Origin of the sequence: Formosimonas limnophila (assembly GCF_014652675.1) — a bacterium.
Taxonomy (GTDB): domain Bacteria; phylum Pseudomonadota; class Gammaproteobacteria; order Burkholderiales; family Burkholderiaceae; genus Hydromonas; species Hydromonas limnophila.
Map to the genome: position 1 here is coordinate 141,007 of NZ_BMZG01000005.1, position 22,584 is coordinate 163,590.

The following is a 22,584-nucleotide window of genomic DNA, read 5'->3' on the forward strand; positions in this document are numbered from 1 at the left end:
ATTTAACCGAACTAACCCACCGACTGCACACCAAGCAGTCCCAACCAAAATCCCAGCGCATGACAGCCCGTCGCCATTACGAGTGCCTCAAATCTAAAGGCTATGAAAGTCGCTACGAAGCTGTCAACACCATGTCAAAGCGCACTCAGTGCGCTCGCAGCAATTGCTACATCATCGGTCGCAGGATAAGCCCACGTTTCTTCCACCGCAGCAGCCACCCATTCCCGAATATACGGATCAAACCAAACTGTGTGCAAGTAAGCAAAACATGTATCGTCAAGCTCTACCCCGTAAGAATTAAAGCGCATCACAACAGGAGCAAAAAATGCGTCGGCTGCACTCCATTTGCCAAACAACCACGGCCCTAAATGGCCATAAAGCGCTCGACAATCACGCCAAATCGCACAAACACGCTCAATGTCAGCAATACAGGCAGCGCTCGGTGTGACCTTAACCCTTACACGACAATTCATTGGCATTTCGGCGCGCAATGCAGCAAACCCACTGTGCATTTCCGCACAAATGGCTCTGGCATAGGTACGCATCACGTGATCCACAGGCCACACACCCAAATAACTTTCGTGGCAATACTCAGTAATAGCCAAGGTATCCCACAGCGCTACCTCATCATTTATCAAAACAGGCACTTTACCTGATGGTGAGTATTGCAGCAGGGTCGCACGCGTTTCTGGCTGAGCCAAGGGAACGATCACCTCATTGAATGACACGCCTAGTGATTTAAGTAGCCACCATGCGCGCAGCGACCACGATGAGTAATTTTTATTACCAATAATGAGTTGCATACCATCCCTCGTTGATGTGATATAAATGACCGCCGATCGGCTCTAAACGCCATCATAAACAAAAACCCGCAAATAATCTGCGGGTTTTTGGTGATACGCGAAACAAAATTACTTACCAGCAACAGCCAGTGTGATGTCTTTTTGTTTGCCCAATACCAGTGATACACCTTCTGGTAACGTCAATTGGCTGGCCTTGATGGCTTGACCTGCTTCTAATTTAGACGCATCAACCGTCAAAACCGATGGTAAGTCTTTTGGCAAGCAAGCGATTTTGACATTAAATACCGCTGCTTTAACACGTTGGCCACCGATTTTAACCGCTGGTGAGTTTTCACCGCCAACGAATTTCAAAGGTACTTTAACAGTGATTTTTTCGTCTGCTTTCACACGTTGTAAGTCAACATGCAAAATCATCGGTTTGAACGGGTGAACTTGAACGTCACGAACAATGACTTGCTCAACAGTACCGTCTAATTCCAAATCAAGCACAGAGTGACGCACGCCTTCTTTACGCAAAGCGTGGAACAGGCTGTTGTGTTCGAGTTCAATCGATGTAGCGGCTGCGGCAGCACCGTAAACCACGCCTGGCGTTTGGCCATTGTTGCGCATACGGCGGCTCGCACCCGTACCGTGCAATGAACGGCTAGTAGCAATAATTTTCATAAAAACTCCAAAATAAAAAAGTTCGATTCGCGTTTTGCAATAAACCCAAACCGACATGTCGTTCAACCGCGACCAGTTGAACGTTTGTGCCTCACGATTCCATCGTGACGCTCAAACTGTTTTGTCACTCATTCTTCTGTAAACAATGAGCTGACTGATTCTTCACGCGCAATGCGCATAATCGTCTCGCCAAGTAATTTGGCACAGCTTAGCTGGCGAATTTTACCCATCGCAGCGACTTCTTGTGCCTTTGGCGACAAAGGAATACTGTTACTAACCACCAACTCGTCTAATACCGAATCACGAACACGCTCTTCCGCACCGCCACTCAATACGGCATGCGTACAGTAAGCAAGCACTCGCTTAGCACCTCGCTCTTTCAGAGCAGCAGCCGCTTTACACAACGTACCAGCGGTATCAACCATGTCATCAATGAGAACGCATGTGCGCCCATCCACATCACCAATGATGTTCATCACCTCAGATACATTCGCTTTAGGGCGACGTTTGTCAATGATGGCCAAATCGACTTCCAAGCGCTTGGCAAAAGCCCGCGCACGCGCCACACCACCAATATCAGGCGAGGTTACGACGATGTCGTCGATCTTTTTGCTCATCAAGTCACCGAGCAACAAAGGAGATGCGTAGATATTATCGACAGGGATATCAAAGAAGCCTTGAATCTGCTCTGCATGCAGATCCATCGTCATGAAGCGATTCACACCTGCGACGCGCAACATATTGGCCACCACTTTTGCCGAGATGGCGACACGTGCCGAACGCGGACGGCGGTCTTGGCGAGCGTAACCAAAATAAGGCAAAGCGGCAGTGATGCGTCCAGCCGAAGAGCGTTTGAGCGCATCAGCCATCAACATGACTTCCATCAATGACTCATTGGTCGGTGCACAAGTTGATTGCAAAATAAAAACGTCTTTACCACGGACGTTTTCATTAATCTCAACCATCACCTCGCCATCAGAAAAGCGACCCACATTGGCCTTACCAAGCGGCAAATGCAAGTAATCGGCAACATCTTTGGCTAACTTGGGGTGAGCATTACCCGTGAAAATCATCAAATCGTTGCTGGTCATAACAATCCTAAGCGAGGGAGTGGGTGTTTGATGTGCGCAAAGCCAAGACAAATGCGCCATTGTTGTTCACGGCTATCACAAAATAGTGACCATCATAAACAAAAACTGCTCGATATTCATCGAACAGTTTATTATTATTTGGCAGAGGCGGCAGGATTCGAACCTGCGCATGCTGGAATCAAAATCCAGAGCCTTAACCAGCTTGGCGACGCCTCTACCCAAAATTATAATACAACCTGAGAATTAACCGCAAGTGTTTTAGTAACAAAAGTGGTAAAGGCTTAAAAATTACTGAAAATTTGCAGCATAAAAACCACGTTCGGCCGTTTTTGCGTCACGTAGAAAGCTCAAAAGCTCACGTCGTACCCGCGCATCGTTCATCAAAAAAGTATGGGTTGTGGGCAAAGACACCACTGGTGCAATGTCATTTAGCCGCGCACTGCTCAAAGAAACCTTGCCATCATGCAGCCCATCAAACAGCGGGTGAAACCACGGCTCAATGCTTCGCGTGCCCGCAATCACCATCACTTGGTGTTCTGCTAATCGAGGCAGTATATTGGGCAAACTGTCCGCACCCGTATGTAAGCTCAGCGCCGCATCGCCCATGACTCGGCCAAAAATCAATGATTTCACTGCCGTGATTCGGCGGAGCTAACATGACAATACGCCCGATGCGCACTTCAGACTCCTGCGCCAACAACGCCCCCACCACAATCCCACCAAGTGAATGCGTGACGAAGTGAAATACGGGCTGATTGTGCTGAGCATGCCAAATACCCAGCTGCTTTTGCAGCCCAGCCACAATGGTTGCCATATCGTCGCTTCGTGAACGATAGCCGTACCGCACAACCCGAAAGCCAGAGCGCGTCAGAAACACATCCAAACGCCGCATTGACAGCGGCGTTCGTCCCAAACCATGGATCAAGACAACTGTTTCGGCCGTGGTTATTTCGGATAATTCTGCTCACGCAACCATTCACGCCCCTTGTCAATAGATGGGGGCTGCACCAAAATCACAGCAATCAAACCACCCAGAGGCCAAAAAACAGCCAATGCCACAGCAATGGCCAACAAACCGGCCACTCGAAGCCAAAACTCTTTGCCCAAACGAGTCCTTCTCTTTAAACATCTCTTTAAACAAACGTTTTTGCTCTGCTTTTTCCATGCCTTTTAACTCAGGCACACTGTCGACTGTCCAATAAATCATGCGACTCTCCTTTGGTTTTAAAATAATTTTTAAAATAATGATGCGGTTGACACCCAGCGACATTGCCAATCAGGTGGGCACACCTGTCGCCAATCATCCAATACTTGACGTTGCGCACCATCCATTGGCATCGCGAACACCGTCGCACCCGACCCGCTCATTCGCACAAAGCCATCGGGCATGGCAGCACTCAATACCTCGTATACATGAGCCACTGCTGGTGCAATCTCAAAAGTACTTTTCTCCAAGTCATTTGAAAAGACTTGATGATTCGGCAGCAAATCTGGCAGCTCGCTAAGCGAAACATCCAACGACGGCGTGAAGCCAAATCGCCTGAACCCAGAAAAGACCTGCGCCGTGGGCACATGCACATTCGGATTAACCAAAAACAACTCACGTGCAGGCAAATCAATCGGTGTGAGCACCTCACCAACACCTGTGGCAAATGCTGCATTAAAGTCACTGACAAAAAACGGCACATCCGCACCGAGTGTCAAACCGATTTTTTGTAACGTTTGATTGGCGAAATCCAAACCCCATAAGTCATTCAAAGCTGTCAAAACCGTGGCGGCATTGGAACTGCCACCGCCCAATCCCGCGCCCATGGGAATGTTTTTGGCTAAATGAATGCGTGCACCAAGCGAGTGACCTTTTGGTAACTCCGCACGATCACGCAGAGCCACCGCAGCGCGATACGCCAAATTCGCCGTCATTGCGACACCCGATAAGTCACCTGTGAGCGTAATCACACCATCATCGGTTGTCTGAATGGTCAACTCGTCACACCAGTCAATCCGCTGAAAAACCGTCTCCAGCGTGTGATAGCCATCGGCGCGACGCCCTGTGATGTGCAAAAACCAGTTGATTTTGGCTGGCGCTAAATAAGTGTGAGCTGCCATGATGCTCAATCGCTCGCATCCGAACGCTCATCAATGAACACAGTCATAGTCAATGGCGATGGGCGCTGACGCTCTGCAATGATTTTTTTCGGCTTTCCGTTGTCAAAGCGTGATGCAATGGCAATATCCCAGTCTCTGTCACCAATTCTGTCGGGCGCTGGTTGACCTGACCGCCCAATGGCTTGTTGAATCAAAGAAATGGGCAGCTCATAGCCGAGCGCGCGATAGAGCAATTCTTCGGGTGTTTTTTCGGTCAGCATGTCGCCATTGGCACTTTTGAGCACCGCTTCGTGGGGCGTGATGTGTAAGCTGGCCATCGCATTACCCAGCGGCGTGGCGAGAATAATATCGGTCGCGCGGCGGGTTTCTTGCCACTCGATTTTGCCCGTGGTGCTTTTGTCTTCGCCGTTGTCGATGTAGGTCACACCAAAACGGCCACCCATACTAAAGGTGACTTGATCGTTGATATTGTTGGCATCACGGACGGGTCGCACACTGGCACAGGCGGTGAGCAACAATGCAATAACAGCGATAATGGTACGTGTGAGTATGGTCATATTGTCAGTGCCGCTTTTATTGAATGGTTTTGGGGTCAATGTTCAGACGTTTTAATGTGTTTATTAGCATTGGGTTTTTCGACTCAATTTGACGGGCTTTTTGAAATGCAGCAATCGCCAAATCTTTTTGGTTTGCAACCCAAAGAATCTCGCCGCGATGCACTTGAACCTCCACTTGTTTGCTGTCTGCGACTTGGTTAATCCACTCCACCGCTTCATCAAGCCGATTTTGTCGATAAGCCACCCACGCTAGGCTATCAATGATGTGAGGTGCATCAGGATTGAGGTCATGCGCGTGTTCGATGTGGAGGCGCGCTTGCTCCAAGTCAATGCCTTTATCCGCCAAAAAATAACCCAAGGCATTCAGCGCTTCAGCATCTTTTGGCGAAACTTGGACCAGTCTCGTCAAAGCAGCGCGTGCTTCAGTCTGTTTCCCCAACTGATCCGCCACATCACCCATCATCAATAATGCCATCGGTTGATCAGGGTTGACCTTGAGGATGGTTTTGAGATTGTCATAAGCTGCGGGGTAATTGCCGTCTTTGTAGTTTTTTTGAACTTGTTCAAAGCTTTTGCCAACGCTGATGTCTCTACCGATTGGCGAATTCGGCGCAAGCGATTGCAGCAGCAATGCGGCCTGCATCGCCGCTTCGCGATCGCCCGCGAGCCGAGCCACATCAAGCGCGCGCTCAGCGTAGCGCGGATCTTTTGTCTTCATAGCCAACTGTCTATAACCACTGTACGCATCGGCAAGCAAACCACGGGACAGAGCGAAGTCCGAAATCAATTGACCAAACATAATATCGGCCGTGAGCTTTTGTTGGGGCAAGTTGTATTTTGGTTGAGGTGTTACTGTTTCTTGAGCGTGTGCCGCAGACATTAAACCGAATGCGGCCATGCAGATAAAGTGGGTGAGCGTTTTTTTCATGGGGGTTTTCTCTGGGTTGTGTCTTCTGAGTTATGATGTGCATTGTACTTAATTTATCTTTGTTATAGTCAAACACCATGCCTGAATTACCCGAAGTCGAAGTCTCGCGCCTTGGCATTGCGCCACATGTCGAGCAACACACCATGAGCCAATTCATCGTGCGCAATCCGAATCTGCGCTGGCCTGTCGATGCGCGTCTCACCCAATTACTCAAAAACGCACTCATCACCCACACCTCACGGCGTGGTAAGTATCTGATTTTGCATGTCAAATGTGTCAATGATGTGCGCGGCGTATTGATGATACACCTCGGCATGTCGGGCAGCCTGCGCATCGTCACTCACGATACAGCGGTACAAAAGCACGACCACATTGATTGGGTGTTTGCCAGTCATCGCTTGCGCTATCGCGACCCGCGTCGGTTTGGCTCGGTGCTGTGGCACGATGAAACTGAGGGTGATTATTTACTGCATCCCCGTTTGGCTACCTTGGGGATTGAGCCGTTTGATGAAGCGTTTGATGGTGGGTATTTTTATGAGCGAGCGGCTAAACGCTCGCAAGCCATTAAAGTTGTGTTGCTCGGCGGCGAAATTGTCGTTGGCGTGGGCAATATTTATGCTTCTGAAGTCCTATTTGACAGCAAAATCCACCCCGCCACACCCGCCAATCAACTCACGCGTCGTGAGTGCAACATCATCGCCAAGCACGTCAAGAAAGTCCTGTCCGCCGCCATCGCGCGTGGCGGCAGCACGCTCAAAGACTTCGTACACTCCGATGGTTCGAGCGGTTACTTTCAGCTTGAAGCCCACGTGTACGACCGAGCGAATTTGCCTTGCCTGATGTGCAAAACGCCTATTGAGCACATCATCCAAGCCCAACGCGCCACGTATTTCTGCCCCCATTGCCAACCAGAACGCCCCAACAAATGAGCCACACATTCGCGCAAAACATCATTCTTTGGCAACGTCAGCATGGCCGACACAGCTTACCGTGGCAAAAAACCACTGACGCTTACCATGTCTGGTTGTCCGAAATCATGCTGCAGCAAACCCAAGTCATCACCGTCATGGACTACTACGAGCGTTTTCTGAATCGCTTTCCCACTGTTCAAGACTTGGCACGTGCTGACACAGATGACGTCCTCGCACTTTGGGCGGGCTTGGGCTACTACAGCCGCGCCCGCAACCTGCATCATTGCGCTAAACAAGTTGTCAGCGATTTCGGCGGAACGTTTCCCCCAAATCCCGAACAACTCATCACCCTCAAGGGCATCGGCGCATCCACCGCTGCTGCCATCGCCGTATTTGCCTACGGCTACCCCGCTGCGATTTTGGATGGCAATGTCAAACGCATTCTCTGCCGTTATTTCGGCATCGACACACCACCATCTGCCTCCACCGACAAAACACTCTGGGCGCAAGCCCACGAACAGCTCATCACGGCAGTAGCAGCTCGTGACATCCAATTCGACCACGCCACGGCTCTGCGCGCCTACACTCAAGGCCTGATGGACTTAGGTGCAACTCTGTGCACCCGCAGTAAACCCGCTTGTGGCATCTGCCCCCTCGTCAATGACTGCATCGCGTACAGGGACAACCGCACAGCAGAACTCCCGCTACGCAAAACCGCCACAGCGGTCAGAGACGTGCACATCGACCTCTATATCTACCGCCACCACAACAACATTTGGTTAGAAAAACGCCCCAAAACAGGCATCTGGGCTAGCTTATACAGCTTCCCCGAACACCCCCTCGTGAGCACCGACACATCCACTCAAACATTAAACACCATCACTCATCGCCTCACACACAGGCAACTTTATTTAACGCCACACCTGACCGAGCTTGACGATGTGCAAGCACTCGCGCTCGAAGATATGGAATCGGTTAATGGCGGCTTATGGCTCACGAAAAGCAACCATGAGTCCATCGGTGTGCCAAAACCCGTGGCCACAGTGTTGAATTTATTGTCTGAATAAGCTCTATTGTTGATTGGCGAAGATGCCCATGCCGTTTTGTTTACGGATGGTCTTTTGTTTGTTTTTGGCGAAGTCTTTGAGGCCGCCGTCGCCATCGAGAATCTTCCAAAATTCGTCCATGACGTAGATGAAGCGGCGACCGTCGATGAGGCTGTCCATGCGGCGGATGAAGTAGTTGATGACGGGCGTGCGCACTTCGGGGTTGTCGATGACTTCGGTGTAGTCACAACAAGCCAAAACGCTGGGAGCGGCGAAGCCGCAGCGTGACGCGCCGTTACGGCGTAGGCTAACTTAGCGTAGCTAAGTTAAGTGTAGCGAAGCAGGACGGCCGTAGCCAAACCACCCTCGCAAACCTCCTCACGGGGGTTGACTTAACCTTTGCCGCCAACAGCGGCAACGATTGATGTATGAGAATTGGTTGTAAACTAAGCGACAAAGCCGCTGGTCACATCACGGCACGCGAAACGAGCCGTCTGTGGCGTCAGCGGTGGGCAACGCCCACCATCAAACGCATAAAATCTATTTATCTATAGGAGATTGCGGACGCGAACAAGTCGCTAAGCCCGCAATGACGCTTTATTTATATTCTTTTTAAGCACCACTATATTAGTAGCACACTAATAAACACCAAACTCCTGAACCCTGTGAGGCGGCCACCAATGCAGCCGCCCCCAGTAGAACACCAAGGAGCTTTATGGGGTGTAAGATTGTTAAAGTCCAAAGCAGCCGCTCAGTCTCATGACCAAATGCCGCCTCACCACAGCAAAGCTCACATCCAATGCCAAAGCATTATTCATCTTAGTTAAAAATAGCAGCACAACCATGCCGCTTCCTACAAAAGACACCGCTAAATGCTGCGATGTCCCATGCCAATTACAACAACATTCTTTAAAACACGACAAAACACATCAACTCACATTCAAATAGAATTATATATACTCAAGCAACTTTTAACCCATCTTCGGACCACTTCTATTGAGATTCTGCGTCTGAGTCGGGTTGTCCTGCTGCTGACTTTGCTGCAAATCAAGTCAAGTGCCGCCAACTGCGCAAAGCTCTCCTGCTGTGGCGTCCGTGCTGCTTGAATCGCATCAATACTGGCCGCCTTCCACTCAAAGCCATTTTTACCAAATTACCGAAGAGGTAGTCAAAGCAGCCGTCTCGCCCGTTCAAGAAGCATTGCGCAACCCAAACAAAACTCAAACCAAGTAGTCTTAGTAATAGGGTATTGATTCAGCAAGGCTGTGACGTTTCACTTCGCGCGGAACGCCCAATACCCCAATGAATACCATCTAACCACCCGTTTCAATCAGCATTTGCGCTATAATCCTTGGAATTTTTGACCCATTACACCAAGGCTTTCCTATGTCTCTCACCATTGATGACGTGCGCAAAGTAGCTCGACTCTCCATGTTGAAGTTGGCTCCAGAGCAAGAAGCACAAACACTTTCCCATTTAAGCAATATTTTTTCATTGATCGATCAGATGCAATCTGTCGATACATCAGGTGTCACACCGTTAAATCACCCCATTTCTCTGGTACAAGAGGCGAACCAACGCCTGCGTGCCGATGAGGTCACCGAGGTGAATCAGCGAGAGTCGAATATGGCGAACGCGCCACAAAAAGATGCTGGCCTGTTTTTGGTACCTAAAGTGATTGAATAATCACCCACATCTGACCCGTCTATTCAATCCGCTATTATTTTTATGAGATAGCTCATGCTACATACCTTATCCATTTCCGAAATGCGCGCTCAGCTTGATGAGAAAAAAACCTCAGCGGTTGAAGTCGCCCAACACTTCCTGACGCGCATTGAAGCGCAACGCGACTTGAATGCCTTTATTTCCGTAGACAGTGAAGCGACGCTGGCGCAGGCCAAAATCGCCGATGCAACTATTGCAGCTGGACAGTCTCAATTGTTGACAGGAATTCCCTTGGCACACAAAGACGTGTTTGTCACACGAGATTTTGTCACGACGGCTGGTTCAAAAATCTTGGCACAGTACAAAAGTCCATTTGACGCCACAGCCATCGATCGATTATCAAGCGCAGGTGCGGTGTGCATGGGCAAGACAAACATGGATGAATTCGCCATGGGCTCGTCCAACGAAAACTCATTCTATGGCAAAGTCAAAAACCCATGGGACGTGACGCGCGTACCAGGTGGTTCGTCAGGTGGTTCCGCGGTGGCAGTGGCGGCGGGCTTGTCACTGGGTGCAACTGGAACAGACACAGGTGGTTCGATTCGCCAACCCGCTTCATTCACGGGCATCACAGGCATTAAGCCGACGTATGGCCGCGTGTCGCGCTATGGCATGATTGCTTATGCGTCATCGTTGGATCAAGGCGGGCCGTTTGCGCGCTCTGCAGCGGATTGTGCGCTGTTGCTCACGGCGATGGCGGGTTTTGATGAGAAGGACTCGACGTCTATCGAACGCGCTGATGAGGATTATGCACGCTTACTCAACCAACCTTTTTCAAGCAACGCAACCGAATCTCAGCCGCTCAAAGGTTTAAAAATCGGTGTGCCACGCGAGTTTTATGGAGCAGGCTTAGACGAAGAAGTCAAAGCAGCCACACAAGCGGCGATTGCCCAATACGAAACACTCGGCGCAACGGTGGTTGAAGTCAGCTTACCAAAAACTGAGCTATCTATCCCCACTTACTACGTAATTGCACCCGCAGAGGCGTCCAGCAACTTGTCACGCTTTGATGGTGTGCGTTATGGCCATCGCGCCAGAAAATACAGCGACCTCGAAGACATGTACCGAAAAACCCGCACAGAGGGCTTTGGCTGGGAAGTGCAACGACGCATCCTCGTCGGGACTTATGTGTTGTCTCACGGTTACTACGACGCTTATTATTTGCAAGCGCAACGTCTGCGCCGCATGATTGCAGAGGACTATCAAAACGCACTGAGCCAATGCGATGTGATTATGGGACCTGTTGCTCCCACGCCTGCATGGCGCATAGGCGAAAAATCTGCCGACCCCGTTCAGATGTATTTGGCCGACATTTACACCTTATCACTGAATCTGGCTGGTTTACCGGGCATGAGCATCCCTTGCGGTTTTTCCGCTTGCGGACTGCCGATTGGATTGCAAATCATCGGTAATTACTTTGATGAAGCGCGTTTGTTGCAAATAGCACACATTTATCAAAACACGACTAACTGGCACACAAAACAAGCCACTAACCATAAGGAATAAATCAACATGAAAAAAATACTGCCATTAATACTGGTGCTTTTGTTATCCGCCTGTCAAAACACCGAAATAATCAATTCAGACAATAGGGCAAAGCCGAAAAAGCCACCTAAAAGCAGCGAGCCTGTCACGATTGAAGGACGTTGTGCACAGCGTACAATCGATGGCTATCGAGACGATATCAAAATTTCCGTCAAAGACAATGTGGTTAACTCTCTTGACTGGAAAATCGTACCAAAATCGGGCGCATGTCGCTTTGAGCTAAAAAACTTTACACAAGTGGCCACCAGCCCCACAGCCAAGTTAGAGCATAAAAAAGACAAAAAATGCAATATCTATGTTTGGCAAGACGATCGCCACATTACTGTCGCCACATATAATTGCAAAAAACTCTGCAAACAGAATGATCGCCTTTTACCTGTTTTACTTGAGCATGACACAGGAGCATGTAAACCAGCAGGCAATGATAATCCTCAAAACACCGCAAAAAAAGGTTAATAATAACCATGAGCTGGGAAGTCATTATCGGGTTAGAAACCCACGCACAACTGTCTACACAGTCTAAAATTTTTTCAGGCTCGTCCACTACCTATGGTGCCGAAGCCAATACACAAGCCGCGGCCATTGATTTGGCTCTTCCTGGTGTATTGCCTGTGCTCAATCGTACGGCGGTCGAAAAAGCCATTGCCTTTGGTTTAGCGATCGGCGCAGACGTTGCACCAGTCAGTGTATTTGACCGAAAAAACTACTTTTACCCTGATTTACCAAAAGGCTATCAAATCAGTCAACTGCACCTGCCCGTGGTTTCAGGCGGCACGCTGAGCATTATGGTGGATGACAAAACGCCCTATCGAAAAACCGTGCAGCTCACCCGCGCGCACCTCGAAGAAGATGCGGGCAAATCGAACCATGAATTATTCGACAACGAAAGTGGCATTGACCTGAACCGCGCAGGAACGCCATTATTAGAAATCGTCACCGAACCCGTGATGTACAGCGCGAAAGAAGCGGTGGCGTACGCCAAAGCACTGCACGCACTCGTCGTCTGGCTCGGTGTGTGCGATGGCAATATGCAAGAAGGCTCGTTCCGCTGCGATGCCAACGTCTCTGTACGACGCGTTGGCGAAACCAAACTGGGTACGCGACGCGAGATCAAGAATTTAAACTCATTTAAATTCCTCGAAGACGCGATTAACTACGAAATCTCTGAGCAAATCCGCATCCTCGAAGACGGCGGCAGCATTGTCCAAGCCACTGTGCTATTTGACCCAAACAGCGGCCAAACCCGCGTGATGCGTACGAAAGAAGACGCGCACGACTACCGCTATTTCCCTGATCCTGACTTGCTGCCACTCGTCATCAGTGACGAATGGCGCGAGCGCGTCCGCGCCGCAATGCCAGAGTTGCCCGCTGCATTGCAACAGCGACTGGTCAGTCAATATGGCTTATCAGAATACGATGCAGAACAAATGACACAGAGCAAAGCACACGCCGAGTATTTTGAATCCGCCGTTGCCGCCATGAGCCAGCCTGACGCCAAACTCGTGGCCAACTGGATGATGGGCGACTTAGCCGCAGCCCTCAACCGCGATGAGTTTGAGCTGACGCATTCACCTGTGAGTGCGAGCCGTTTGGCACAGCTCATCGCCCGCGTGCAAGACAGCACACTGTCTAATAAATTAGCCAAAGAAGTCTTTGCAGCGATTTGGATGGGCGAGCAAGCCGATGCCAACGATGGACAAGTCGATGCCATCATTGAAGCGCGCGGTTTAAAGCAAGTATCCGACAGCGGCGCGATTGAAGCCATCGTTCTCGAAGTCATGATGGCTAATGCCACCATCGTCGACGAATACCGTGCAGGCAAAGAAAAAAGCTTCGGCTTCCTCGTCGGTCAAATCATGAAAGCCTCAAAGGGCAAAGCCAACCCAGCCCAAGTAAACGAAATCCTGCTCTCCAAGCTCAAAGGTTAAGTGTAGTAACATTTTCAGGAGTGCGGCCATGAGTACAGCAGATGAGCGTGGCGCTTGTGATTTTGAAAGAACGCACCAACTGGGCGGGCTGGCAGTCTATTTGTTTGGGGTTGACTGGCGCATCGAGGACGTTTTTTTAACCACGGGGACTGTGGTGTTTGGGCTTGCGTTACTGCCCTTTGAAGCGGGCAGCGTATTGGCCATCGGCGGGTGATGTGTTGCAGGCGTCGGTGATACTGCTGTTGCTCGGTGGCTTCGCTTATGTGTCTTATTTGGCGTATCAATTTGATATGACACACTTATCGACGCATCAAGCCGTGCTAATTCTGTCATGCGAGCTGGTCATTGCGGCCGTGTCAAGCTGGCTATTGGCGGGGGAGGTGATGAGTGCGCGTGCTTGGGCTGGTGGCTCCTCATCATCTGCGCTGGGTTGGTTTCTAACTTTTTTCAAGACTGAGCGATGCCGATATTTAATCAATAAGCTTGCCAAATAAAAATGGTAGTGGTGTTTTTTTTACGTTTACTATGTATGAGTTTTCTTGACGTTCAATCAAGACTATAGAATCATCTCTAACTACTATATTTTTGCTTGGCTCAGAAATTGCTTGAGCGGCATCTGTTATCCCTAATGCGGACGCTAGGAACGTGCCACTAAATAAAGCTACATTCAACATCATTGCTAATCTCTTTTTTCCGCAATAAATTATGATAAAAATATCACAAAAGTAAGGCAAAGAAAATGCAAAACCTATGATGATGAAATTCCACTCTGTCGAATAGCCATTTTGAAATAGAATAATTGTGGTAATCCAAATGCCAAAATTTAATAAAAAAAATACTCTTGCAAGCGGAATATAATTTAACAAAAATGAATCTCCACCTGCCGAACCTTTTGCTCGATTACCTTGAGGTTTTCGATTAATTTCGTCAAACCGTTCAGTAATGGATTTATTTAAATATACTTCCTTTGAAAAAAACACCTTCAGACTTGATAAAAGCATGGCAATCCAAGCAGTAAATAGCGCAATAATTGCCATTATTGTTGGGAAGATAAGCCCATGAAAAAAGCCTGAATAAATAAATTGCTTCCAACCAAGCAAATAAACCCCATCCGCCCCAAGCGTAATAAAAAAGGATAGCTCATATACAATTCCAAAAATATATAGCGCCATGATGGTATATAAGCCCAACAGAGTCATTTGTAATTTATTTACTTTATTTTCCATGCTTTTCAGTTTTTCCTATTGAGTGATTTGAACACCACCTACCCTGATCTCTGTATCCTAAAGTAGACAAAAAATCAAAAATCAAAGGGGTCAGACTCTATTGATTCTGACTGTCTTCAAAAACAAATTGTAAGCCCATATATAAAAACTCGCAGAAACTTAAAAACAATCTTTCTACTCTTTACGGATACGGTAGGGCAGAGTCTTGCTTATAAATTGTGCAAGGCCTCACTGTCAACAAAAGCGGTGAAAACTATTCAATTAAGCACTGCTACTTGCCCACATCGACCCACTCAAGTTCCACGTTGCTCGTAAAACTCGCACAGATAAATCATGATTAATCTGCTTGGCCGCCCACGCAGTGGCGTCGATGGCGTTTTTGATACCTTGCACCGTGATGGGCTGCTGCGGGGATGGTGTCGGCTTGTCCATACGGCAGGCTGAGGGTGGGGGTGGCAGTCATGCGCTGCAGGGCTTGGCGCGTTGGGCTGTGGCTTCTGATGCGTAGGTGTGGGGCAGCTGTAGACATTTTCTTTTCTGCGCACTGCGGCTTTTATGGCCATTATATTGAAGGAAAAGCCATCATTCTTCAAAGACATACAATTTCTACTCATCAGCCCACTGTGGTTGTTACACCAGACTTATCGACAAAAGGGCTGGCAAATTTAATGGCTAATTGCCACAGAATCAAAACCATGACAAGTCACTTCCAATAAAAAACCGCAACCTGTAAAGGTTGCGGTTTTTATCACATGCACCACTATTAGTTACGAGTTTCAATCAACTGCAACGGCTCATCAGCAATCATTGCGCGCGGTTTGCGCTCTCTCGGTGGGTGATTGCGCGCAGGCGGGGTAACGCTGACAGGGGTGACCGCTGTACTGTCCGTTTGCACAAGCTCCAAACCTGCTTGCGTCAATAACGCATCGAACGACACGACAGGCGCAGCCGATGGTACGACTTCCGATACCGAATCAACAACCCCTTGCACAGGCAAAGTGGCTGCAGGTTCAACAGGTGTCGGTGTCTGAATCACTTCAACCACCGATGTGGCAACAACAGCCTCAGAAACAGCCTCATCCTGAATCAACGCCGCAAAAGTCTCGGCTGTATCAACAGGCAACTCAGACACAGGGGCAATATAAACACTGGAAGTCACGGGTGCAGCAACCTCAATGGTGATGGGGGTATGATCCACCGTCAAGTCATCATCACGCATGAGCTGCGACACCGTACTGGCAGCGGCACTCATTTCTGGATTGGTTGTACCTACCGCTTCACGCTGTTCACGACGCTCACGACGTTCACGGCGATCGCGACCACCACGCGAGCGACGCTCGCGACGCTCACGCGCAGGTTCACTTTCGTTTGCTTGCTCGGTAGGATCGGCGTTTTCATTGATGGCCGGTGCGCTGACCACCACAGGTGTTGGTATTGGTGTTGATGCTGTATTCACAGCCACAGACTCAACCACAGTATCTGCAACGACAGCCGCCGTCGCAACACTTGTTAATTCAGTGTTATCACCCGTTTCCTTGCGCTCATTGCGGTTGCGATTGCCTCGTTCACGGCGATTATTGTTACTTTCGCTGCGCTCAGTCCGTGGCTGCTCCGATTTGGTTTCGCTGGTGACATCGGCACTGACCACTTCTCTGCGCTCTGTTTTGTCATTGCGATTGCGGTTGTTTCGTTCACGACGGTTGTTACCCTCAGCGCGTTCTGTACGTGTTTCATTTAGGGCTTGAGCCGCTGGTGCGTCCTCGTCTTTTCGCTCCACTTTATCATTGCGATTGCGACGACGCTCGTTCGGACGGTTGCCTCCACGGGTTTCTGAACGCGAACGGTTGTTGTGTGCATTGCGACCATTGCTGTTACGGGCAGGTTTTTTGGGCTTTTCAACAACGACAACAGGCTCTGACTCACCAACAAACCATGCTTTGAGGCGCGCAAAAAAGCCTTTTTTCACAACTGGTGCGACAACCGCCTGTTTCTCAATCGGCATTGGTGCAGGTGTGTCAGGAACAATGCCCTTGACCACAGGTTCTTGACGATTAGCGATTTCTTTTTTAGCGTACTCCACATCATCTGATGGTTTTTCAACTTGCTCATAGCTGGCTTGCTCTGAGTCCAAACGCTCGTCATCTTGGCGCAAGCGATCAATTTTATAGTGCGGTGTTTCGATGTGACGGTTTGGAATCAAGACAATTTTGGTTTTTGTGCGGTGCTCAAGATGATGAACCTCTGCACGCTTTTCATTGAGTAAGTACGAAGACACCTCAACAGGCACTTGCACGCGCAGCTCAGCTGTTTGCTCTTTCATCGCCTCTTCTTGCACAATGCGCAAAATATGCAATGCAGAGGACTCGATGTCACGAATCACGCCTGTGCCATTACAACGTGGGCAAGTCGTGTGTGAGCCTTCAGACAGCGACGGACGTAGACGTTGACGTGACAATTCCATCAAACCAAAACGCGAAATTTTACCCATTTGCACGCGAGCACGGTCATAGTGCAGCGCATCTTTGAGGCGAGATTCAACTTCTTTTTGGTTTTTCGATGACTCCATATCAATGAAGTCAATGACCACCAAGCCTCCCAAGTCACGCAAACGCAATTGGCGAGCGACCTCTTCGGCGGCTTCGCAATTGGTACGAAAAGCGGTGTCTTCAATATCAGAACCGCGTGTTGAGCGCGCACTGTTGACGTCCACAGACACGAGGGCTTCGGTGTGATCAATCACAATCGCGCCACCCGAAGGCAAAGGTACAGTACGCGAATACGCCGTTTCAATCTGGTGCTCGATTTGGAAACGTGAGTACAGCGGAATATCGTCCGTGTAATGCTTGATGCGGTTGGCCATGTGCGGCATGACGTGCGTCATGAAACCACGTGCGTTTTCAGCCACTGTCGCGTTGTCGACCAAAATTTCACCGATGTCTGGCGAGAAGTAGTCGCGAATCGCGCGGATTTCGAGGTTGGATTCTTCGATGATGAGCTGTGGTGCTGGGTTGACTTTATTGGCTTCGTCAATCGCCGTCCACAAACGCAACAAATAATCCATATCGTGCTGCAGTTCTTCAACAGAACGGCCAATACCCGCCGTGCGCGCAATGATGCTCATACCTTGCGGAATATTGAGCTCAGACATGGCTTCACGCAACTCTTGACGCTCTTCGCCTTCGATGCGGCGAGATACGCCACCACCGCGCGGGTTATTTGGCATGAGTACCAAATAACGACCTGCGAGCGACACAAAGGTCGTGAGTGCGGCGCCTTTGTTGCCGCGCTCTTCTTTTTCGACCTGAATCAGCAGTTCTTGACCTTCGGTGATGGCGTCTTTAATACTCGCACCACGTGGATCGACGCCTGCTTTGAAAAAGCTGCGTTCGATTTCTTTGAATGGTAAAAAGCCATGACGCTCCTCACCGTAATTGACAAAACACGCTTCAAGCGATGGCTCGATGCGGGTGACAACACCTTTATAAATATTGCCTTTGCGTTGTTCGCGACCTGAGGTCTCGATGTCGATATCAATGAGCTTTTGCCCATCAACGATCGCCACGCGCAACTCTTCTGCGTGCGTGGCGTTAATTAACATACGTTTCATGATGTATTTCCCTCAATGGATTGAAATGGTCAATCCATGATTAATCGGTAGCTGTGGCAGCTACCCGCCATGCCCTGAACGCAACGCGTGAGGAAAAAAGAAGATGACGTTTTCGCAAAACGTTAAAAAATGACAGCAAATCAATTGAACACAATTAGGTTCGGCGCGTGTGTACACGGGCATAATGCGGCCTCGCGTGTATCACGACACAACCGACCACATCACTCAAAAACCGCTTTGGTTTGACATCAGGTGTTTTGTTCTCAATTATCACCTGTTGCGCATCATGGAGAGTTTGAATCGAGCTTTTGTCTTGGCTCGGCTCACACTCGGCGCGGACTCACACCGCGCTGGCCAGATGCTGCGAGATTCGCTGGGCATCTAACCCTAATTCTTCAAAACTTCCTATCAACCATCACGTCCACAACCACCTCCCCACAGCACCGTTCGCGCATGCGAGCCAAGTGTTTGCTTGGACACCCGTTTTTTGTCATTTGACCCCACGACTTGAGCGTCAAAATCAACAGGGAAAATCGGTTAAACCTGTACAATGCTGCTTTATTCGCCACCTTCATAAATACCGCACGAATCGCCCACTGGCGTTAGACTCTTACATAAAAGCCGCTTTTGCGGTTTTGGTGACCACAGCCCTGAAATTATAACAAAATGAATGACTTACGCAAGACATTTCAACAAAATCATGCCAATAAGGCACAAAACGCACCAGAAGTAAGCGTTCGCTCACACATTGTCACGGACGACGAGGCAGGTCAGCGCATTGATAACTTTCTGTTGCGTGTGTGCAAGGGCGTGCCCAAAACATGGGTTTACCGCGTCATCCGCAAAGGTGAGGTTCGTGTGAACAAAGGTCGCATTGACGCGGATTACAAGCTTCAAGCAGGCGATACCATCCGCATTCCGCCCGTACGCATCGCCGAAAAACCAAGCAACTCCGTACCCAACAGCCGTGCCATGCCACTGCCCATCGTCTATGAGGATGAGCATTTACTGATCATTGACAAACCGGCAGGTTTGGCTGTCCATGGCGGCTCAGGTGTCTCTTTTGGTGTGATTGAACAATTGCGCGCGGCCTATCCCCATCAAAAATTCCTCGAACTCGTTCATCGCCTTGACCGCGAAACCTCAGGTTTGCTCATTTTGGCCAAAAAACGCAGCGCCTTGGTCAATCTCCACGAACAAATCCGACTCGGACAAATGGACAAACGCTACTACGCCATTCTCATCGGCGAGTTGACCGCCAAAGAGACCCACGTCAAAGCACCACTCTATAAATACGTCACAACCACTGGTGAGCGACGCGTCCAAATCGACGAGAACGGTCAATCCGCTCACAGTCGATTCACCATAGACAAACCGCTCAATGGGTACACTGCCGTGCGCGTCAAAATTTACACCGGACGCACCCACCAAATCCGTGTGCACAGCCTGCATCTGCATCACCCCATCGTCGGCGATGAAAAATATGGCGATTTCAATCTCAACAAGCAACTGGCTCGTGCCAAGCACGGCCGCATGTTTTTGCATGCCCATGAGCTAAAAATCAAACACCCCGCCACAGGCGAGGTGTTGAGTGTGACGAGTGATTTACCCGTCGAATTTGTGCGATTTATGCAAGCGCACGCCGCTCATTAGCAGCGCAGTCAGCTTACTTTCTGTGAACGTCGTGGGTCACAACCATGTCCTCTTCACTGGGCTTTTCAAACCATGCCGGATGTGCGAGCGTTCGCTCGATGTCCTTTAAACCACTACTCCAGTGCTCATTCATGGTCAATGTTGAGAACTCATAATCTTTGTAGTGCCCTTCATAGCCTTTGTCTTGATAGATGAGGTGCATGATGTTGACACGCGCATCATCGGCAGCCAACGCAGCGGCTTGAGCCGTGATGGCGTCACGTTGCTTGGTAGGTATTTTTTCCAAAAGGCTTTTCAGCAGATGGCGATGACGCGCACGAACCGCAAGCTGGTCTGTGACCATGCGGGTACGTGAGGAGTAAACAATGTCTTTGGTGCGCTCATCGATGTCGAAAAAATTAGTGGGTAGCTGACCATGGGCACACCACAAATCCACTTGAAAGATCAATGTATCCTTATGCGAGAGATGGTCAACAATGTGCGCCAATGGCGTATTAGAGACCAATCCACCGTCCCAATAATACTCACCATCAATCATGACAGCTGGGAATCCAGGTGGTAAAGCACCGCTGGCCATAAAGTGTTCAGGTGTGAGCGTGGTGTCAGTGTTGTCAAAATAAGTGAGGTTACCCGTGCGCACATTCACCGCGCCGACCGACACACGGATATCGCCTTGGTTAATGCGGTCAAAGTCAGCGTATTTGAGCAAAGTGACACGCAACTCATCAGTGCGATAGTGACTCACCTCATCGGGTGTGTACTTTTTACCAAAAATAGGCAGCGGAAAGCGCGGACGAAAAAAGCCACGCTGCCCCTCAAGCAAAGTGCGCGTGGCTTCAAAACTATTCACACCATAGCGCGCCTTGTCACCCAACATCGATAACCATGGTGCAAACAACCCAAGTGTCGGACTGTAGTTGGGCGAACAGATTTCTTGCCAAAAGGCACGCAAGGCGCTAAATCTCTGCTCAGGTGGATTGCCCGCGATGATGGCCGTATTGAACGCGCCAATCGAAATCCCCGCTACCCAATTTGGCTCAATACCTGCCTTAATCAGGCCCTCTACCACACCCGCCTGATATGCACCGAGTGCACCGCCGCCCTGAAGCACCAAGGCCACTTGCTCGTACCCGTGCACCAGTGATTTTTTCATGACGATGGCCCAGCCCACAAACCGATGCGCAACGCCGTCACAAAAGCGGTGTATTGTTCGGGCGTGACAACAGGTTTTGGTGGCTGCGCCGCTTGTTCTGGCGTGATGGCCCACACAGGATGAGGGAAATTAACATCATTGGTAAAGCGTGGGATGACATGCCAATGCAAATGCGGCGTCATGTTGCCCAAACTAGCAAGGTTGACTTTGGTCGGATTGAGCACTTGGCGCATGACTTCCTCAACCAAGTACACCGTTTCCATTAAAAGATGGCGCTGATCAGCAGATAAATCAGTCATCTCCGACACATGCTCATTCCAAACCACTCGAACGAATCCAACAAAATGAGGGTCCGCAACCATAATGACGCGCAACTCATCATTTTGCCAAATGAGCTCACCACCACTGTCTTGGCACAACGGGCAGTCAGGCGACTGGGCATAAATAGGCAACATGGTGGTATCCTTGTATCAACGAACGTCAACAGCCAATCACTGTGTAATCATCGTGCCCACACCCGTATCGGTGAGCATTTCGAGCAACATACAGTGCGGCACACGTCCATCGATGATGTGCACCGCATTCACGCCACTTTTGGCTGCATCAAGTGCAGAAGCGATTTTGGGCAGCATACCACCTGAGAGCGTGCCATCGGCGATTAAATCATCAATTTGCGCATTATTTAATTCACTCATCAGCTCGCCATCTTTGTTCAGAACGCCTTTGATGTTGGTGAGCATGACGAGTTTTTCGGCATTGAGCACACGAGCGAGCTCGCCTGCGACGACATCCGCATTGATATTGTAAGCATGGTTGTGCTCATCAAAGCCAATCGGTGAAACCACAGGGATAAACCCGCCTTTGAGCAACGCCGTCACCGCCGAAGGGTCAATGTGCGTCACATCGCCCACCTGACCAATGTCATGCTGCACACTCGCATCATGCGTATCCTGTAGCATTAATTTTTTCACGCGAATCATATTAGCATCGCGCCCCGACAATCCGACCGCCGAGCCACCCGCGTGGTTAATCAAGCCGACGATTTGCCCCTGAACTTGACCACCGAGCACGGCTTCGACCACGACCATGGTTTCTTTGTCGGTCACTCGCATGCCTTGGACAAACTCGCCTTTTTTACCCATACGGCTCAAAGCATTCTCAATCTGCGGGCCGCCGCCATGTACAACAATCACTTGCAAACCAACCAACTTGAGCAACACGACATCTCGTGCAAAGCATTGCTGTAGATATTCATCCGTCATCGCATTGCCGCCATATTTGACGACAATCGTTTTGCCCTGCAAGCGTCGAATGTGCGGCAGGGCTTCGGCGAGGATACCCGCTTTGAGATTCGGCGAAATCGTCGCAATTTGCTCATACAGTTCTTTGACGTCGGTATTAACGAACATGGCGAATTTCTTTCAAACGTAAAAAGTGATAATACATTCCCAAACAGAGAATCTCGGCAATCAGTGCAGACCACAAAAACCAGCCGTTCAACCCCATCAACCAGTAAACCGAGCACTCGTCCAGAAGCCAAACCTACCATAAAAGCAGCCTCTAAAGTCAAGCCACTGCGCCAGTGCATTTCACGGCGCGCCGCAAGAATCAGCAAAACACCAATGCTAATGTACAAGCCCAT

At 49.6% G+C, this 22,584-nt stretch carries 26 protein-coding genes, 1 tRNA gene and 1 pseudogene; 10 read left to right on the forward strand and 18 right to left on the reverse strand.

Translation table 11 applies throughout. The features are described from left to right. Window positions 1-134 precede the first annotated feature (134 nt). The 10 genes and pseudogenes from IE082_RS05865 to IE082_RS05910 all read right to left on the reverse strand — a co-directional run bounded on the left by IE082_RS05865 (window position 135) and on the right by IE082_RS05910 (window position 6,148). A complete protein-coding gene (locus IE082_RS05865) occupies window positions 135-803 on the reverse strand; it encodes a glutathione S-transferase family protein (RefSeq protein ID WP_189492920.1) in 669 nt (222 codons plus the stop codon). Between the two features lie 108 nt (window positions 804-911). Next, window positions 912-1,466, reverse strand: coding sequence for a 50S ribosomal protein L25/general stress protein Ctc (locus tag IE082_RS05870; protein WP_189492922.1), 555 nt, complete (start codon window positions 1,464-1,466; stop codon window positions 912-914). Between the two features lie 128 nt (window positions 1,467-1,594). After that, window positions 1,595-2,557: a ribose-phosphate pyrophosphokinase gene (locus tag IE082_RS05875; RefSeq protein WP_189492924.1), complete on the reverse strand. Its 963-nt coding sequence runs from the start codon at window positions 2,555-2,557 to the stop codon at window positions 1,595-1,597. Between the two features lie 139 nt (window positions 2,558-2,696). Further along, window positions 2,697-2,773, reverse strand: a tRNA-Gln gene (locus IE082_RS05880). A gap of 72 nt (window positions 2,774-2,845) precedes the next feature. Beyond that, on the reverse strand, window positions 2,846-3,190 hold the full coding sequence (locus IE082_RS05885; RefSeq protein WP_229809741.1) for a hypothetical protein: 345 nt from the start codon (window positions 3,188-3,190) through the stop codon (window positions 2,846-2,848). A gap of 37 nt (window positions 3,191-3,227) precedes the next feature. Continuing rightward, a pseudogene (locus IE082_RS11450) lies at window positions 3,228-3,449 on the reverse strand (lipase family protein); the annotation flags it as partial. 53 nt (window positions 3,450-3,502) lie between these two features. Beyond that, a complete protein-coding gene (locus IE082_RS11250) occupies window positions 3,503-3,664 on the reverse strand; it encodes a hypothetical protein (RefSeq protein WP_229809742.1) in 162 nt (53 codons plus the stop codon). A gap of 129 nt (window positions 3,665-3,793) precedes the next feature. Next, window positions 3,794-4,663, reverse strand: coding sequence for a 4-(cytidine 5'-diphospho)-2-C-methyl-D-erythritol kinase (gene ispE / locus IE082_RS05900; protein WP_189492931.1), 870 nt, complete (start codon window positions 4,661-4,663; stop codon window positions 3,794-3,796). 5 nt (window positions 4,664-4,668) lie between these two features. Next, window positions 4,669-5,220, reverse strand: a complete 552-nt coding sequence (locus tag IE082_RS05905) for an outer membrane lipoprotein LolB (protein ID WP_189492933.1) — start codon at window positions 5,218-5,220, stop codon at window positions 4,669-4,671. 16 nt (window positions 5,221-5,236) lie between these two features. Continuing rightward, window positions 5,237-6,148, reverse strand: coding sequence for a tetratricopeptide repeat protein (locus tag IE082_RS05910; protein ID WP_189492935.1), 912 nt, complete (start codon window positions 6,146-6,148; stop codon window positions 5,237-5,239). A 77-nt stretch (window positions 6,149-6,225) separates the two neighbouring features. Between IE082_RS05910 and mutM the strand changes: the two genes are divergently transcribed. Both mutM and mutY read left to right on the forward strand, forming a co-directional pair. After that, window positions 6,226-7,077, forward strand: coding sequence for a bifunctional DNA-formamidopyrimidine glycosylase/DNA-(apurinic or apyrimidinic site) lyase (gene mutM / locus IE082_RS05915; RefSeq protein ID WP_189492937.1), 852 nt, complete (start codon window positions 6,226-6,228; stop codon window positions 7,075-7,077). Continuing rightward, entirely contained in the window at window positions 7,074-8,126 is a 1,053-nt protein-coding gene (gene mutY / locus IE082_RS05920) for an A/G-specific adenine glycosylase (protein WP_189492939.1), read from the forward strand. Before mutM ends, mutY begins: the two co-directional genes overlap by 4 nt. A gap of 3 nt (window positions 8,127-8,129) precedes the next feature. On the opposite strand, the gene IE082_RS05925 is transcribed toward mutY, so the two are convergent. Further along, a complete protein-coding gene (locus IE082_RS05925; protein ID WP_373295065.1) occupies window positions 8,130-8,363 on the reverse strand; it encodes a hypothetical protein in 234 nt (77 codons plus the stop codon). Between the two features lie 798 nt (window positions 8,364-9,161). Between IE082_RS05925 and IE082_RS05930 the strand changes: the two genes are divergently transcribed. From IE082_RS05930 to IE082_RS05960, 7 genes are all read left to right on the forward strand, one after another. Beyond that, window positions 9,162-9,338: a hypothetical protein gene (locus IE082_RS05930; protein WP_189492941.1), complete on the forward strand. Its 177-nt coding sequence runs from the start codon at window positions 9,162-9,164 to the stop codon at window positions 9,336-9,338. Between the two features lie 153 nt (window positions 9,339-9,491). Next, on the forward strand, window positions 9,492-9,791 hold the full coding sequence (gatC, locus tag IE082_RS05935) for an Asp-tRNA(Asn)/Glu-tRNA(Gln) amidotransferase subunit GatC (protein ID WP_189492944.1): 300 nt from the start codon (window positions 9,492-9,494) through the stop codon (window positions 9,789-9,791). Window positions 9,792-9,845: 54 nt separating this feature from the next. Next, complete coding sequence (gene gatA / locus IE082_RS05940) at window positions 9,846-11,336, forward strand: Asp-tRNA(Asn)/Glu-tRNA(Gln) amidotransferase subunit GatA (protein ID WP_189492947.1); 1,491 nt, start codon at window positions 9,846-9,848, stop codon at window positions 11,334-11,336. Window positions 11,337-11,342: 6 nt separating this feature from the next. Beyond that, window positions 11,343-11,831, forward strand: coding sequence for a hypothetical protein (locus tag IE082_RS05945; RefSeq protein ID WP_189492948.1), 489 nt, complete (start codon window positions 11,343-11,345; stop codon window positions 11,829-11,831). An 8-nt stretch (window positions 11,832-11,839) separates the two neighbouring features. Continuing rightward, window positions 11,840-13,303, forward strand: coding sequence for an Asp-tRNA(Asn)/Glu-tRNA(Gln) amidotransferase subunit GatB (gatB, locus tag IE082_RS05950; RefSeq protein ID WP_189492951.1), 1,464 nt, complete (start codon window positions 11,840-11,842; stop codon window positions 13,301-13,303). A gap of 28 nt (window positions 13,304-13,331) precedes the next feature. Then, on the forward strand, window positions 13,332-13,517 hold the full coding sequence (locus IE082_RS05955) for a hypothetical protein (protein ID WP_189492953.1): 186 nt from the start codon (window positions 13,332-13,334) through the stop codon (window positions 13,515-13,517). Further along, window positions 13,468-13,797, forward strand: coding sequence for a DMT family transporter (locus IE082_RS05960; RefSeq protein WP_189492955.1), 330 nt, complete (start codon window positions 13,468-13,470; stop codon window positions 13,795-13,797). The genes IE082_RS05955 and IE082_RS05960 overlap by 50 nt, the downstream gene beginning before the upstream one ends. On the opposite strand, the gene IE082_RS05965 is transcribed toward IE082_RS05960, so the two are convergent. The 3 genes from IE082_RS05965 to IE082_RS05975 all read right to left on the reverse strand — a co-directional run bounded on the left by IE082_RS05965 (window position 13,774) and on the right by IE082_RS05975 (window position 18,136). Beyond that, window positions 13,774-14,529, reverse strand: a complete 756-nt coding sequence (locus IE082_RS05965; protein WP_189492957.1) for a hypothetical protein — start codon at window positions 14,527-14,529, stop codon at window positions 13,774-13,776. The genes IE082_RS05960 and IE082_RS05965 overlap by 24 nt on opposite strands. A gap of 337 nt (window positions 14,530-14,866) precedes the next feature. Then, window positions 14,867-15,058 carry a hypothetical protein gene (locus IE082_RS05970; protein WP_189492958.1) on the reverse strand — a complete coding sequence of 64 codons (192 nt, stop codon included), beginning with the start codon at window positions 15,056-15,058 and terminating at the stop codon, window positions 14,867-14,869. Between the two features lie 234 nt (window positions 15,059-15,292). Beyond that, on the reverse strand, window positions 15,293-18,136 hold the full coding sequence (locus IE082_RS05975) for an Rne/Rng family ribonuclease (protein ID WP_189492960.1): 2,844 nt from the start codon (window positions 18,134-18,136) through the stop codon (window positions 15,293-15,295). A gap of 666 nt (window positions 18,137-18,802) precedes the next feature. Here IE082_RS05975 and IE082_RS05980 point away from each other — a divergent pair. Continuing rightward, window positions 18,803-19,789 (forward strand): RluA family pseudouridine synthase, encoded by a 987-nt coding sequence (locus IE082_RS05980; RefSeq protein WP_189492962.1) that lies wholly within the window; start codon window positions 18,803-18,805, stop codon window positions 19,787-19,789. 13 nt (window positions 19,790-19,802) lie between these two features. On the opposite strand, the gene IE082_RS05985 is transcribed toward IE082_RS05980, so the two are convergent. The 4 genes from IE082_RS05985 to IE082_RS11455 are packed head-to-tail and all read right to left on the reverse strand — an operon-like array spanning window position 19,803 to window position 22,584. After that, the gene (locus tag IE082_RS05985) at window positions 19,803-20,942 is read right to left on the reverse strand and encodes a DUF3734 domain-containing protein (RefSeq protein WP_189492964.1); all 1,140 of its coding nucleotides are present in this window, start codon (window positions 20,940-20,942) and stop codon (window positions 19,803-19,805) included. Further along, window positions 20,939-21,397, reverse strand: a complete 459-nt coding sequence (locus IE082_RS05990; protein WP_229809743.1) for an HIT family protein — start codon at window positions 21,395-21,397, stop codon at window positions 20,939-20,941. Before IE082_RS05990 ends, IE082_RS05985 begins: the two co-directional genes overlap by 4 nt. Window positions 21,398-21,433: 36 nt before the next feature. Further along, window positions 21,434-22,312, reverse strand: coding sequence for an acetylglutamate kinase (argB, locus tag IE082_RS05995; protein ID WP_373295071.1), 879 nt, complete (start codon window positions 22,310-22,312; stop codon window positions 21,434-21,436). Then, window positions 22,201-22,584 (reverse strand): DUF4345 domain-containing protein, encoded by a 384-nt coding sequence (locus IE082_RS11455; RefSeq protein ID WP_373295066.1) that lies wholly within the window; start codon window positions 22,582-22,584, stop codon window positions 22,201-22,203. Before IE082_RS11455 ends, argB begins: the two co-directional genes overlap by 112 nt.